This window comes from Geothermobacter ehrlichii (assembly GCF_008124615.1).
In the GTDB taxonomy this organism is placed as follows: Bacteria; Desulfobacterota; Desulfuromonadia; order Desulfuromonadales; family Geothermobacteraceae; genus Geothermobacter; species Geothermobacter ehrlichii.
On record NZ_VNIB01000009.1, the window covers coordinates 41,190 to 54,831 of the forward strand.

At 65.0% G+C, this 13,642-nt stretch carries 12 protein-coding genes; 6 read left to right on the plus strand and 6 right to left on the minus strand.

The window, feature by feature from the left end:
* Positions 1 to 6: 6 nt before the first annotated feature.
* Both mfd and nadA read right to left on the minus strand, forming a co-directional pair.
* Entirely contained in the window at positions 7 to 3,504 is a 3,498-nt protein-coding gene (gene mfd, locus EDC39_RS10225; protein WP_148896283.1) for a transcription-repair coupling factor, read from the minus strand.
* Positions 3,505 to 3,589: 85 nt separating this feature from the next.
* On the minus strand, positions 3,590 to 4,507 hold the full coding sequence (nadA, locus tag EDC39_RS10230; protein WP_148896284.1) for a quinolinate synthase NadA: 918 nt from the start codon (positions 4,505 to 4,507) through the stop codon (positions 3,590 to 3,592).
* 141 nt (positions 4,508 to 4,648) lie between these two features.
* Here nadA and tatB point away from each other — a divergent pair, with 141 nt between their 5' ends.
* Positions 4,649 to 5,044 (plus strand): Sec-independent protein translocase protein TatB, encoded by a 396-nt coding sequence (gene tatB, locus EDC39_RS15770; RefSeq protein WP_148896285.1) that lies wholly within the window; start codon positions 4,649 to 4,651, stop codon positions 5,042 to 5,044.
* Positions 5,037 to 5,813: a twin-arginine translocase subunit TatC gene (tatC, locus tag EDC39_RS10240; protein WP_246140233.1), complete on the plus strand. Its 777-nt coding sequence runs from the start codon at positions 5,037 to 5,039 to the stop codon at positions 5,811 to 5,813. Before tatB ends, tatC begins: the two co-directional genes overlap by 8 nt.
* 143 nt (positions 5,814 to 5,956) lie before the next feature.
* On the opposite strand, the gene EDC39_RS10245 is transcribed toward tatC, so the two are convergent.
* Positions 5,957 to 6,532: a cob(I)yrinic acid a,c-diamide adenosyltransferase gene (locus EDC39_RS10245; RefSeq protein WP_148896287.1), complete on the minus strand. Its 576-nt coding sequence runs from the start codon at positions 6,530 to 6,532 to the stop codon at positions 5,957 to 5,959.
* Positions 6,533 to 6,681: 149 nt separating this feature from the next.
* On the opposite strand from EDC39_RS10245, the gene EDC39_RS10250 reads away from it, so the two are divergent.
* Both EDC39_RS10250 and EDC39_RS10255 read left to right on the plus strand, forming a co-directional pair.
* Positions 6,682 to 7,596, plus strand: a complete 915-nt coding sequence (locus EDC39_RS10250) for an ABC transporter ATP-binding protein (RefSeq protein ID WP_246140234.1) — start codon at positions 6,682 to 6,684, stop codon at positions 7,594 to 7,596.
* The gene (locus EDC39_RS10255; RefSeq protein WP_148896289.1) at positions 7,593 to 8,384 is read left to right on the plus strand and encodes an ABC transporter permease; all 792 of its coding nucleotides are present in this window, start codon (positions 7,593 to 7,595) and stop codon (positions 8,382 to 8,384) included. Before EDC39_RS10250 ends, EDC39_RS10255 begins: the two co-directional genes overlap by 4 nt.
* A gap of 161 nt (positions 8,385 to 8,545) precedes the next feature.
* On the opposite strand, the gene EDC39_RS10260 is transcribed toward EDC39_RS10255, so the two are convergent.
* Both EDC39_RS10260 and EDC39_RS10265 read right to left on the minus strand, forming a co-directional pair.
* Positions 8,546 to 9,562 carry an HD-GYP domain-containing protein gene (locus tag EDC39_RS10260; protein WP_148896290.1) on the minus strand — a complete coding sequence of 339 codons (1,017 nt, stop codon included), beginning with the start codon at positions 9,560 to 9,562 and terminating at the stop codon, positions 8,546 to 8,548.
* Between the two features lie 184 nt (positions 9,563 to 9,746).
* Positions 9,747 to 10,454, minus strand: coding sequence for a GntR family transcriptional regulator (locus EDC39_RS10265; RefSeq protein WP_148896291.1), 708 nt, complete (start codon positions 10,452 to 10,454; stop codon positions 9,747 to 9,749).
* A gap of 186 nt (positions 10,455 to 10,640) precedes the next feature.
* Between EDC39_RS10265 and EDC39_RS10270 the strand changes: the two genes are divergently transcribed.
* Positions 10,641 to 11,648 (plus strand): potassium channel family protein, encoded by a 1,008-nt coding sequence (locus EDC39_RS10270; protein ID WP_148896292.1) that lies wholly within the window; start codon positions 10,641 to 10,643, stop codon positions 11,646 to 11,648.
* Positions 11,645 to 12,442 (plus strand): sugar phosphate isomerase/epimerase family protein, encoded by a 798-nt coding sequence (locus tag EDC39_RS10275; RefSeq protein ID WP_148896293.1) that lies wholly within the window; start codon positions 11,645 to 11,647, stop codon positions 12,440 to 12,442. Before EDC39_RS10270 ends, EDC39_RS10275 begins: the two co-directional genes overlap by 4 nt.
* On the opposite strand, the gene dinB is transcribed toward EDC39_RS10275, so the two are convergent.
* Complete coding sequence (gene dinB / locus EDC39_RS10280) at positions 12,383 to 13,591, minus strand: DNA polymerase IV (protein WP_148896294.1); 1,209 nt, start codon at positions 13,589 to 13,591, stop codon at positions 12,383 to 12,385. The two genes, EDC39_RS10275 and dinB, sit on opposite strands and share 60 nt — an antisense overlap.
* Positions 13,592 to 13,642: the final 51 nt, after the last annotated feature.

Genomic DNA, 13,642 nt, shown 5'->3' on the forward strand with positions numbered 1-13,642 from the left:
GGCAGACTAGCATGCGCCGAGCAGCAGCTGCAATTCTTTTCTGGCTGCAGCGAGCAGCTCGTCCGGCGCCATCCGGCCCAGCTGAACGGTCAGCCGGTAGTCGGGCGAAAACCGGTAGCGCTGCGGCTGCCGCTGCAGCAGGGCGAGAATGCTTTCCGGCGAAACCGGAGTTTTGGCGTGGAAGGCGCAAACCAGGCGCCGGCCGTCGTATTCGGCCTGCTCGATCCAGAGCTTCTTCAGCAACACCCGCAGTCGCATCACCTGCAGCAGCAGCCGGGCCGGCGGCGGGATCTCGCCGAACCGGTCGCGCAGCTCGTCGGCGGCCTGGTAGAGCTCGTCCTCCTCCCTCGCGGCCGCCATGTTGCGATAGAGAACCAGCCGCTGGTTGGGATCGGGAACGTAATCCTCCGGCAGATAGGCGGAAACGCCGAGCCGGATCTCCGGGTCGACCTTCTCCTCCTTCTCCCGCCCCTGCAGTTCGGCGATGGTCTCCTGCAGCAGTTCGGTGTACATCTCGAAACCGATGGCGGCGATCTGCCCGGCCTGCCGCGCTCCGAGCAGATCACCGGCGCCGCGCAGCTCGAGATCGTGGCTGGCCACCCGGAAACCGGCGCCGAGCTCGGTCAGCTCCTGCAATACCCGTAGCCGCTCCCGCGCCTGCCGGGTGAGCGCTCCCTCGCCGGGAATCAGCAGGTAGGCGTAGGCCCGCTGGCTGGAGCGGCCGACCCGGCCGCGCAGCTGGTAGAGCTGGGCCAGGCCGAAGCAGTCGGCACGATTGATGATGATGGTGTTGGCGCGCGGAATGTCGAGACCGCTCTCGATGATGGTCGAGCAGACCAGAACGTTGCTCTCGCCGGCGATGAAATCGACCATCACCTTCTCCAGCTCCTTTTCCGGCAGCTGGCCGTGGCCGACGACGATCTTCGCCTCCGGCACCAGAGTGCGCAGATAGTCGGCCATCGCCTCGATGTTCCGCACCTGGTTGTGGACGAAAAAGACCTGCCCGCCACGCCGCAGCTCGCGGCGGATGGCGTCGGCGACCAGTTCTTCGTCGAAACGGGTGACGTAGGTACGGATGGCCTGGCGGTCGACCGGAGGGGTTTCGATGACCGACAGGTCGCGCAGGCCGCTGATGGCCAGGTGCAGGGTGCGCGGAATGGGGGTCGCCGTCAGGGTGAGGACGTCGACCTCGGCCCGCAGCTTCTTCAGCCGCTCCTTGTGCGCCACCCCGAACCGCTGCTCCTCGTCGATGACCACCAGCCCCAGCTCCCTGAAACGCACGTCCCGCTGCAGCAGCCGGTGGGTGCCGATCAGGATGTCCACCCGCCCTTCGGCGACGCGCTGCAGAATCTCCTTCTGCCGGGCCGGCGCCACGAAGCGGGAGACCATCTCCACCGTCACCGGAAAATCCTGCAGCCGCTGGCGGAAGGAGACCAGGTGCTGCTGGGCGAGCACGGTGGTCGGGACCAGCACCGCCACCTGCCGGCCATCGAGCACCGCCTTGAAGGCGGCACGGATGGCGACCTCGGTCTTGCCGTAGCCGACGTCGCCGCAGACCAGCCGGTCCATCAGCCGGTCGCTGGTCATGTCGGCCAGCACGTCCTCGATCGCCGCCAGCTGGTCGGGCGTCTCCTCGTAGGGGAAGGCCGCCTCGAACTCCCGGTAGAGCCGGTCAGGCGGCGAGTAGCGAAAGCCCCGGGCCAGCTCCCGGCGGGCGTAGATCTGCAGCAGGTCGCGCGCCAGCTCCTCGACCATGGTCCGGGCGCGCAGGCACGCCTTCTCCCAGCCCTGGCCGCCGAGCCGATCGAGGCGGGGCTCGGCCGCGCCCTCGCCGCCGATATATTTCTGTACCTTCTCGATGCGGTCGACGGGCAGGTAGAGCTTGTCCTGTCCGGCGTATTCGAGATGGAGGAAATCCCCTTCCACCGGACCGAGCCGCAGGTGCTCCAGGCCGTGATAGCGGCCGATGCCATGGTCGACATGCACTACCAGATCGCCGCTCTTCAGCTCGGCCAGCGACGACAGCAGCGCCCGTGCCCGCTCTTCGCCCCCCCGCCGGCGCCGGACCCGCGGCCCGAACAGCTCTTCCTCGGTCACCACCGCCGTCTTTTCCAGCGGCAGCCGGAAACCGGCCGACAGGTCGCCCAGCACCAGCTGCAGCTGCCCGGGCTCCGGCAGCGCGGTCAGCGGTTCGGGATTCTTCGGCAGCGCAAAACCGTAGGGTTCGAGCAGATCGGCCAGCCGTTCGGCCTGCCCCCGGGTATGGCAGACCAGCAGCAGGCGCCAGCGCTCGTCCAGCCAGCGCCGCAGTCGCCCGGCCAGCGCCTCCAGTCCGCCGTCGGCGGCACCGGGATCGACCCGCAGATCGGCATTGCCGCGGGCGTCGATGCGAAAGAGGGGATGGTCGGCATCGAGCCGGTAGACCTGCAGCGGCGAAAAATCGAGCCGCGGCCGCACCGCCAGCTGCCGCTCGAGCTCTTCCGGCGTCAGGTAGAGGCTGGCCGCCGGCACCCAGGGCTCGTCACGCCGCCCGGCGACCAGCTGCCCCTCCTCGATCTCGGCGGCGAAGGCGTCGGCTTCCCGTTCGACGCCGGCGCCGTCGACCACCACCCAGCGGGCGTCGCCGGCATAGTCGAACAGGGTGTCGAGCCCGGGATAGACCAGGGGGAGCAGAAAGGAGCGGCCCGGAGTGAGATAGCCCTCCCGGGCCTCCTCGGCCACCGCCTCGCGGGCCGAACGGGGCAGACCGAGTTCGTCGCAGCGCTGCTTGAGCCGGTCGAGAAAATGGGCAAGGAATTCGCCGGCGAGAATCATCTCCCGCGCCGGATACAGGGCCAGTCGCTGGAGCTCCTCGCCGGTCGAGCGCTGGCTGACCGGATCGAAGGGGCGGATGCGCTCCAGCTGGTCACCGAAGAATTCGAGCCGCAGCGGCCGCTCGCCCGTCGGCGGGAAGAGGTCGACGATATCGCCGCGGGCGGAAAAGGTGCCGCGATCCTCGACCAGGGGGACCGGCTGGTAGCCAAGCCCGGTGAGCAGGCGCTGCAGCTCCTGCCGGGGGTAGTCCTGTTGCAGCTGCAGTTCGCAACTGAGGGCCTGCAGCACCTGCTTCGGCATCACCCGCTGCATCAGGGCGCGCACCGGCAGCACCACCGCCCGCAGCCGGCCGGCAGCCAGCCCGGCCAGGGTCGCCAGACGCGTCGCCTCGACTTCGGGGTGGGGGGTCAGGGGATCGTAGGGCCGCATCTCCCAGGCGGGAAAGTGGCCGATCTCATCGCCACGGCGGTGATAGAAGGCGAGATCGCGGGCCAGGCGGGCGCTCTGGCGGGCATCGGCCGTCAGCACCATCAGCGGCCGCCGGTCGGCAATGAGCAGGGAGGCGAGCAGGTGGGCACCGGCGCTGCCGTGCAGGCCGAGGACCTCGGCCCGGGTGACAGACGCCCGGCACACCTCGACCACGCTGTGGACGGTGGCGTGCTGAATCTCTTGCGCAGAATCCTCGCTCATCCAGTCAGCATCCCGGCAGAAGACAGGGGCAGGTCGGCGGCTGCGCAGCGGTGCGGGCAGGTGAACACGAGGACGGTGGCGCGCCTCAATCCCGCGGCACCGCCAGCATCCGGTCGAGGGCGGTCTTCGCCTTCTGCCGGATTTCGGCGTCGACGGTCACCACGGGCTGCATGGTCTGCAGCGCCCGCAGCACGTCCTCGAGGCTGGTCAGCTTCATGTTGGGACAGATCAGGGCCTTGCTCGGCAGGATGAATTCCTTGTCCGGATTCTCCTTGCGCAGCCGGTAGAGGATGCCCATTTCGGTGCCGACGATGAACTTGCGCGCCTCGCTCGAACGGGCGAAGGCGTACATGCCGCTGGTCGAACAGATGTGATCGGCCAGCGCGAGCACCTCCGGCGTGCATTCCGGATGGGCCATAAAGAGGGCATCGGGATGCTCGGCGCGGGCCCGCTCGATGTCGGCGACGGTCAGTCGGTCGTGGGTCGGGCAGTAGCCCTCCCAGCAGATGCACTCCTTCTCCGGCACGTGCCGGGCGATGTAGCGGCCGAGATTGCGGTCGGGCACCAGCAGCAGCTTCTTGGCGTCGAGGGAGCGGGCGACATTGACGGCGTTGGAGGAGGTGCAGCAGATGTCGCTTTCGGCCTTGACCGCGGCGCTGGAGTTGACGTAGGTGACCACGGTGGCGTCGGGATGCTGCGCCTTCAGTTCGCGCAGTCCTTCGGCGGTGACCATGTCGGCCATGGGGCAACCGGCGTCGAGCCGCGGCAGCAGCACCGTCTTGTCGGGCGCCAGGATGGCGGCGCTTTCCGCCATGAAATGAACGCCGCAAAAGACGATCACGTCCTTGTCGGTACGGGCGGCCTCCATCGACAGACCGAGGGAATCCCCCGTGATATCGGCGATTTCCTGAATTTCGTCGCGCTGGTAGTTGTGCGCCAGCAGCAGGGCGTTACGCTCGACGCAGAGGCGACGGATTTCCTGTTGTAATTCGCTCGTATTCATGACTGTCCTTCCGTAAACGGTCGTGGCCCGCAAGTCTAGAAGAAAAACCCTGATATGTCAAACCGTTAACAGCCATTCACCCGCTTGACTTGCCCCCTGATTGCGGCTATTCTCAACCGACTTCAGACGGAAGGGTTCTTCATGTTCGGCATCGGTTTTCCCGAGCTTCTGCTCATCCTCGCCATCGCCCTGATGGTCATCGGCCCGCGCAAACTGCCCGATATCGCCCGGGCGCTGGGACGGGCGATGGCGGAATTCAAACGGGCCACCGACGAGTTCAAGCAGACTCTCGAGGAAGAGACCCGCACCCGCGAGATACGCGAGCAGATCCTTGGCGGCGGCAGTCTGAAGCCGCCGGGCAGCGATCCGGCGGAAGATTTCGATCCCTACGCCCCCGCCACGCCGCCGCAGGCTGGCGAAACCTCAGGGGACACCGCGACCGGGAAGGGCCCGGCGAGCGAAAATGGCGGCGACGGGCGGGAAGAGGACGCCGAAAAGGAGGATTCCGCGACCGGGGAGGAAAGCGACCGTGCATGACGAGCAGCTTCCCCTGATGGCCCACCTGGAGGAGCTGCGCAAGCGGCTGGTCATAGCCGCCAGCTCCTGGTTTGTCGCCTTTCTCGGTTGCTACGCCTTCGCCGAAAAGCTCTTCAACTACATCGCGGCCCCGGTGAAGGCGGCCCTGCCCGAGGGGAGCTCACTGGTCTTCATCAACGCCACCGAGCCCTTCTTCACCTACATGAAGATCGGCGCCCTGGCCGGATTCCTGGTCGCACTGCCGATCATCTTCTGGCAGCTCTGGGCCTTCATCGCCCCCGGCCTCTACACCCACGAAAAACGCTACCTGATCCCCTTCGTGCTGGCGAGCTGTCTCTGTTTCGGCGTCGGCACCTATTTCGGCTTCTTTTTCGTCTTTCCGCAGATCTTCACCTTTCTCATCAGTTTCGGTCTCGACGGCAGCCTCGCTCCCATGCTCTCCATGGGCGGCTATCTCACCTTCGCCACCAAGCTGCTCTTCGCCTTCGGCATGGTCTTCGAGCTGCCGATCATCATCTTCTTTCTCGCCCGCATCGGCGTCGTCGACTACAAGTGGCTGGCGGCCAAGCGCAAGTACGCCCTGGTGATCGGCTTCGTCATCGGCGCCATCCTCACCCCGCCGGACGTCTTTTCGCAGACCGCGCTGGCGCTGCCGTTCGTTCTGCTCTACGAAATCGGCATCTGGGTGGCCCGCTTCTTCGGCAAGAAGAAAGCGGCCGACGAACCGGACGAAGAAGATGAGAAGCCAGAGGAGGGCGGGGCGGCCTGAGCGCCCGGCGCGCCCCCCAGCGGAACCGACTTCCGCCGGAGTGAACCGAACTACACACAACGGCCGTTTCCGAAAGGGAAACGGCCGTTGCCGTTTTGCGGTCACGCGGCACTGTCTTCACCTTTGCGCAGGTCGACTGGCCTTCAGCGATTGCCGCCCGGCGTCCACAGCCGGTCGCTCCGGCCGCCGTCGTTGGCCAGGCGGGCCCAGACGAAACAGAGGTCGGACAGGCGGTTGAGATAAACGAGCGCCTGGGGATTGACCCTGTCGGCCCCTTCTTCCTCGACCAGCCGCCAGGCCAGCCGTTCGATGCGGCGGGCGGTGGCGCGGGCCAGGTGCAGCAGCGCCCCCGCCCGGGTGCCGCCGGGCAGAACAAAACTCTCCAGGGGCTCGAGCAGTCCGGTCACCCGCTCGATTTCCGCCTCGAGACGTCGTACCTGATTTTCGCCAATCCGCAGCGCCCTCTCTTCGTAAGGTCCGCCCGGCGGCATGGCGAAATCGGCGCCGAGATCGAACAGGTCGTTCTGGACCCGTTCCAGCTCCGGGCCGACGCCCGCCGGCAGTGCTTCGAGCAACACCACGCCGATCAGGCTGTTCAGTTCGTCGACGCCGCCGTAGGCCTCGACGCGGACGGCGTGCTTCGCCACCCGCGTCCCGTCGGCCAGACTGGTCTGCCCCCTGTCGCCGCCGCCGGTAGTGATGCGATCGAGCTTGACCATGGCAATCCTCCCTGGAAGCCAGAAGTCCGTATCCGGAAGATTTTCTCCTGGCCCCTGTCTTCTGACTCCTCTTTTAAATTCTTTCGCTTGCGCCTATTATACCCGTCATGAGCGCAATCTCCGCAAATCAAAACTTCCCCGCCCTTCAGGTGAGCGGGCTGCGCAAGCGTTTCGACGGCCCGGAAGTGGTCAAAGGGGTTTCCTTCGACATCCGAGCCGGCGAAATCTTCGGCCTGCTGGGCCCAAACGGCGCCGGCAAGAGCACCACCATCAACATGATTGTCGGCGTCACCCGCATCGGCGGCGGCCGGGTGGCGATCTTCGGCTTCGACAACGTGCGCGATTACCGGATCACCCGCCGGTTGACCGGGGTGATGCACCAGGAAGTGGTCATCGACAACTTCTTCACCATCGATCGCGCCCTGCGCATCCATTCCGGCTATTTCGGCGTCGACGACGACCCGGCCTGGCGCAACATGCTCATCGACCGCCTCGGCCTGCGGCCACACCTCGACAAGGTGATGATCAAGCTCTCCGGCGGCCTGAAACGGCGCTTCATGGTCGCCAAGGCACTGATTCACAAGCCGAAACTGCTGATTCTCGACGAACCGACCGCCGGCGTCGATGTCGAACTGCGCCATTCGCTGTGGGAGTTCGTCCGCGAGATCAACGCCAGCGGCACCAGCATTCTGCTGACCACCCACTACCTGGAAGAGGCGGAGCAGATGTGCGAACGGGTGGCGATAATGAACCACGGCGAGATCCTGGCCCTGGAACGGACCAGCGACCTGGTCCGGCGCTGGGGCCATCGGGAGCTGACCATCGAGCTGGAAAATCCGCTGGCACAGCTGCCACCGCAGCTGGTCGCCCTCAAGGCGCGGCTGGACGACGACGGACGCCACCTGCGCCTGCCGGTGCCGGCCGAAACCACCACCGGTGAGCTGGTCGGCCGCCTGCACCAGCTAGGCCTGAAGATTCGGGAGCTGGAAACGCGGCAGCCGCGGCTGGAAGAGGTCTTCATCGAACTGACGGGACTGAAGAACGGCGGGGGAGGGCAGACATGAAACTGGAACACGCCGGACGCCGCTACAACCGCTGGCAGCCCTTTTTCACCCTGACCCGGAAGGAGATCCTCCGTTTTCTGCGGGTTTCTACCCAGACCCTGCTGGCGCCCATTGTCTCGGCCTCGCTCTACCTGTTTGTCTTCGGCGCCACCCTGGGTGAGCGGATCAGCGTGCTGGAGGGCTTCTCCTACGCGCAGTTCGTCATTCCCGGCCTGATTCTGATGGGGGTGATCAACAACGCCTTCGCCAACACCAGCTCCAGCCTCTTCATGTCACGCTACCTGGGCAACATCGTCGACCTGCTGGTAACGCCGATCACTCCGCCCCAGTTCATCTTCGCCTACACCCTGGCGGCCATGATCCGCGGCCTGGGGGTCGGCCTGGCGGTCTGGACGATCTCCCTCTTCTTCGCCCGGCTTCCCTGGGCCGATCCGCTGGCGGCACTGGCCATGGCGGCACTGGCCAGCTTTCTCTTCGCCCAGTTCGGCCTGCTGGCGGCCATCTTCGCCAACAGCTTCGACGCCCTGTCGATGTTCACCAACTTTCTCATCCTCCCCCTGATCTATCTGGGCGGCGTCTTCTATCCCCTCTCCATCCTGCCCGACTTCTGGGCCGGTATCTCCCGGCTCAATCCGCTCTTCTATCTGATCGACGGCTTCCGTCACGCCGTCCTCGGCGTCGGCGATCTGCCGCTGCACACCGCGTTCACCGTCGTCGGCGTCCAGACGCTGCTTCTTTTCGCCGTCACCGCGTTCCTGATCGGCAGGGGATATCGGCTGCGGAATTAGGAGCTGAAAACCCTCTACGAAGGCACGAAGGAAAGGAAGACATGGGGCGGGTGTAAAGAATTCCCATGGTACCTGTGGTTGCCGGACTTGCGTCTGTTTCCCAAATCTTATGTCATGGATTTTCTCTGTGTTCTTCGTATTCTCGTGGACCTTTGATCTCTTCAGCTCTTGGCGAACAGCAGCACGAAGTTGCGCAACAGCTCCTGATCCATGTCGGTCAGGATCTGTTCCTGCATGAACTTGAGCGCCTCGAAAGTCGTGCGGCGCTTGTGGTAGGGGCGATCGGCGGTCAGGGCCTCGTAGATGTCAACCAGGCGGCAGATGCGGGCGTAGGGGTGGATGTCCCTGCTTGTCAGGCCGGCCGGATAGCCTTCGCCGTCTTCCCGTTCGTGGTGCTGCAGGGTGAGGATCTCCGCCTCGTCGGTCATGAATCCCTCCAGCCGCAGGATTTCGTAGCCGTCGCGAGGATGCCGGTTGACGAGCCGGCGCTCCTTCGGCGTCAGAGAACCGGGCTTGTTCAGGATTTCGACCGGGATCCGGCACTTGCCCAAATCGTGCAGGAAAAACCCCGCCCCCAGCCGCTCCATCACCGCCACCGATTCCTGACCGTACATGATGCGCGCCAGGGCGATGCCGAAGATGCCTACGTTGGTCGAATGGACGTAGGTACAGTGGTCGTAGGCGGTCAGCTGGACCAGGGCCCGAGTCGCCACATCGTCGTGGACGATGAGATCGACCGTCGGCGCGATTACCTCGTGCGCCTGCTGCAGAAAGACGGCCCGGGGATCGGCGTAGGCGCGACGCATGGTTTCCATACAGGAGACGTGCACCGCTTCGGCCTTCTTCTGCGGACTGACGGAATTGTCCCGGACAATCTTTTCCAGCGTTTCCCTGATGAAGGTAAAGAAGCGCGGAACGTCGTCTTCACGAATGTAGAGCTCGCTTACGCCGAGCTCGTGCAGGCGGTCGCGCGCCTCCTGGTCGAAGGGGATGCCGCGCCGGGCGAAAAAGACCATCTCTCCGTCCTGCAGCCGCCGATAGAGATCGCAGGGTGCGCGCAGGTCGAGATAGAGACACTCCAGCCCGATCGGATAGAGGTCCCCCAGTTCGGCATCCGCCAGCCGCATCCCCGAAACCGGCGGTCCCGGCCCGCTTTTTCGCTCCAACGACAGAGACATCTCCACCTCTTTGCCCACCCCCTCGTATCGACAAGGCCGCTGCCTTTCTTTACCTGCCGCACACAAAGAAAAAGCCGACCCTCTGTCGAGCGTCGGCTTTTTCTTCTCCATGCTTCAGGGCCGAAAGCCCGCCTCCGGACTCCGGTTCCGTCAACCCGGCGGCACCGGCGGATTCCGGCTGCGGTTAGAGATCCATCGCTTCACCCATGTAGCTGGGCTGCTTGCCCGGTTTCTGTTCCTTCATGCTCTCCAGCAGCACCTTGCCGCCCAGCTCGGCGGTCTTGCTGACCAGATGGTCAGCAGCCTCGCCGTCGCGGGCGCGAAAGGCCTCGATCAGCTTGCGGTGCTCGGCCACGGAGATCTCCATCCGGCCGGGAAGCGACAATGAGGCGATGCGCAGGCGGTTGAACTTCATCCCCACCTGTCGGATCAGATCGGCCAGCTTCTCGTTGCCGGCGGCATCGATGAACAGGTCGTGAAATTCGCCGTGCACCTTGAAGAAGGTCTTGATGTCGCCCTCGGCAGCCAGTTCCGCCAGCTTCCGGTTGATCTGCTCCAGCCGCTCGATTTCCCTGGCCGTCAGCTTCTCGGCCGCCAGGCGGGCGGCGTAGCCTTCGAGAATGCTCTTGATGGCGTAGAATTCGGTGATGTCCCGCTCCGACAGTTCGGTCACCACCGCCCCCTTGCGCGGAATGACGGTCAGGTAGCCTTCCGATTCAAGCTGGCGGAAGGCTTCCCGGATCGGCGTCCGGCTGATGCCGAACCTCTCGGCCAGTTCCGGCTCGGCGACCTTTTCTCCCGGCTTGAGCGTCCCTTTCAGTATCGATTCCCGGATGGTCTCGAGAATCTTTTCCCTCAGTGTCTGGTGGCGTTCCAAAGGTTTTCTTCGCAACGGATATCTCCAGTATCAGAACATTTCCCGCAGAAAATCACATTGTTGCGGGCACTACATCATACGTATACGATTGTATACAGTATACATGCGCTGTCAAGATTTTTCTCTCCTGCCCGCCACCCCTTGCCACGGCCGGGCATCGCGGCTATCATCGCACCAAGACCTTCCCCCCGGGAGCCCCTGATGGATCCGGTCCGACATCTGCGCTTCTCGCTCTTCATCCTGGTCGTGGTCATCGCATTCGGCACCTTCGGCTATTCGACGATCGAGGACTGGACCACCTTCGACGCCCTCTACATGACTGTCATCACCCTCGCCACCGTCGGCTTCCGCGAGGTGCACGACCTGTCGCCGGAAGGGAAGGGCTTCACCATCCTGCTCATCATCTTCGGCGCCGGCATCATTGCCTATGCCGTCGGCAGTCTGATTCGCTTTACGGTCGAGGGGCAGCTCAGGCAGCTGCTCGGGAGGAAAAAGGTGGAAAAGAAGATCGCCCGGCTGCAGAATCACTATATCATTTGCGGCTACGGCCGCATCGGCACGCTCATCTGCCGCGAATTCGCCCTCAAACCGCTGCCGTTCGTGGTGGTGGAAAAGGACCCGGCCCTCTGCCAGAAGCTGGCCGAGGAGGGCTATCTCTTCGTCGAGGGCGACGCCACCGACGACGCCACCCTGCAGGCCGCCGGCATCCGCCGCGCCCGGGGGCTGATCACGGCGGTCACCTCCGATACCGAAAACGTCTATATCACCCTGACCGCCCGCGGACTCAATCCCCAGCTCTTCATTCTCGCCCGGGCCGGCGAGGAGGGTTCCGAACTCAAGCTGCGCCGGGCCGGCGCCAGCAAGGTGATCTCCCCGTACGTCATCGGTGCCACCCGCATGGCGCAGGCCGTCCTGCGTCCGTCAGTGGTCGACTTCATCGAGATCGCCGCTCCCGGCCACAACCTGGAAGTGCAGCTGGAAGAGTTGCGCATCGCCAGGGAATCGTCCCTGGTCGGCAAGACCCTGCTGGCGTCGGGGATCCGCCGGGAGCTGAACATCATTATCGTCGGCATCAAGAAGACGGATGGCAGCATGGTCTTCAACCCCGCCTCTGCGACCGTCATCGAGGAAGGGGACATCCTTATCGTACTCGGTGAATACCCGGCCATTCAAACCCTGGAAAAGATCGCCGCCGGAGGCCGCCCATGAATCCGAAACTGCACGTCCACGTTCCCTTCCGGCACATCGAACAGTACCTGCCGCTGCTGCTCGAACACGGCCTGCAGCCCGAGCTCGCCCTGCAGGCCGCCGATCTCGACAACACCCAGGACGACTACTTTCTCAACATCGGCGCCCGCCTGCGCAAGCGGGGACTGGCGCTGACGGTGCATGCGCCGTTCATGGATCTCAATCCCGGCGCGGTGGAGCCGATGGTCCGCCAGGCCACGCGCCATCGCTACACTCAGACCTTCGCGGCCGCCGAAAAGCTCGGTGCGCGGTTGATCGTCTTTCATCCCGGCTATGATCCCTGGCATTACGGCAGCCAGGTGCGCCAGTGGCAGGAACTGGCCCTCGATTTCTGGCCGGAATTTCTGCACCGGGCCGAAGATTCCGGCATGCGCCTCGTGCTGGAGAACATCTACGACCGCAGCAGCCGTCTGCTCTGCTGGCTGGTGCAGACCCTCGACCATCCTCTGTTCGGGCACTGTTTCGACATCGGCCACTGGGCCCTGTTCGGCAACCAGCCGCTCGCCACCTGGCTGCAGCAGCTCGACGGCCGCCTCTTTCACCTGCACCTGCACGACAATCGGGGTCGCAACGACGACCACCTGCCCATCGGCCAGGGGAAGATCGATTTCGCGCCCCTGTGGACCCATCTGCGGACCCTGTCGCGGCTGCCGACCATGACCCTGGAGGCACACAGCGTCAACCACCTGCTGCACTCACTCGCCGTCTTCGAAACCATCCTGCCGACGCTGCACCGATCCGTCCAGCCCGAGTAGCGAGGCCCGGGTCAGCCCCTTTTCGCCGAAGCGGCGCCAGATCCTGTCGCGGGCCTCGTCGAGCCGGCGCAGCCGTTCCCGCTCTCCAAACAGGTCGAGCTGGCTCTCCGGCGTCAGGTCGTTCAGATAGAGGCCGAGCAGCCGCACCGGCCGCTGCGGCTCGATATCCGGCAGGGCCGCGCCGGCCCAGGCCATCAGCTCCGGCACCGCATTGACCGGAGAGGTGAAGGTTACCGAGCGGGTGCGGGTGGAAAAATCGGCCAGCCGGACCTTCAGCGTCGCCCCGCGTCCGGCCAGCTTCTGCAGCCTGGCCCGGCGGCAGACTTTCTCCGCCAGGCGCAGCAGTTGCCGCTCCAGCTCCCGCCGGTCGTCGAGATCGCTGACAAAGGTCTCCTCGGCACCCAGGGATTTCCTCTCCGGCGGCGGCTGCACCGGCCGGTTGTCGATGCCGCGCAGCAGGTCGTACAGCCGCTCGCCCTGCACTCCGAACATGGAACGCAGCTGACGGCGCGACAGGCTCCTGGCCTCGGCCACCCGGTGCACACCGATGCGGTGCAGCGCTTCGGCGGTCTTCGGCCCGACGCCCCAGATCCGTTCGACGGGCAGGGGGAGCAGAAAGGTCTCCACCTCATCGCCGGCCAGCACTCGCATGCCGTCCGGCTTGGCCGCCGCCGAAGCCAGTTTGGCGAGCAGCTTGTTGTCAGCCACGCCGACGCTGACTGCCAGTCCGGTTCGTTCGCGCACCAGCCGCCGCAGAGTTGCGCCGATGGTTTCACCATCTCCGAGCAGCCGGCGACATGCGGTGACATCGAGAAAGGCCTCGTCGATGGAGAGGGGCTCCAACCGGTCGGTAAACTGCCTGAAGAGGGCGAAGACCGCCTCCGACACCTGCCGATAGCGCTCCATACGCACCGGCAGCACCGCCGCCTGCGGACAGAGCTGCAGCGCTTTGGCCATCGCCATGCCGGAGCGGACCCCGAACGGCCGCGCCTCGTAGGAACAGGCGCAGACCACGCCCCGCCGGCGATGCCCGCCGACCAGCACCGGCCGTCCCCGCAGCTCGGGCCGATCTTGCTGTTCGACTGAGGCATAGAAGGCGTCCATGTCGCAGTGCAGGATCACCCGTTCTGACCGACTGTCGTCGCCCATCAAAACCCTTGCCTTTTGTCAATCAAAATGCCAAAATGTGGTCTTACCAAT

Bases quoted from the DNA above. Each gene is read 5' to 3' on its own strand.
- EDC39_RS10260 (WP_148896290.1), bottom strand. From the start codon at position 9,562: ATGTCTCTGTCGTTGGAGCGAAAAAGCGGGCCGGGACCGCCGGTTTCG.
- EDC39_RS10245 (WP_148896287.1), bottom strand. From the start codon at position 6,532: ATGGTCAAGCTCGATCGCATCACTACCGGCGGCGGCGACAGGGGGCAG.
- mfd (WP_148896283.1), bottom strand. From the start codon at position 3,504: ATGAGCGAGGATTCTGCGCAAGAGATTCAGCACGCCACCGTCCACAGC.
- tatB (WP_148896285.1), top strand. From the start codon at position 4,649: ATGTTCGGCATCGGTTTTCCCGAGCTTCTGCTCATCCTCGCCATCGCC.
- EDC39_RS10275 (WP_148896293.1), top strand. From the start codon at position 11,645: ATGAATCCGAAACTGCACGTCCACGTTCCCTTCCGGCACATCGAACAG.
- EDC39_RS10270 (WP_148896292.1), top strand. From the start codon at position 10,641: ATGGATCCGGTCCGACATCTGCGCTTCTCGCTCTTCATCCTGGTCGTG.
- EDC39_RS10255 (WP_148896289.1), top strand. From the start codon at position 7,593: ATGAAACTGGAACACGCCGGACGCCGCTACAACCGCTGGCAGCCCTTT.
- dinB (WP_148896294.1), bottom strand. From the start codon at position 13,591: ATGGGCGACGACAGTCGGTCAGAACGGGTGATCCTGCACTGCGACATG.
- nadA (WP_148896284.1), bottom strand. From the start codon at position 4,507: ATGAATACGAGCGAATTACAACAGGAAATCCGTCGCCTCTGCGTCGAG.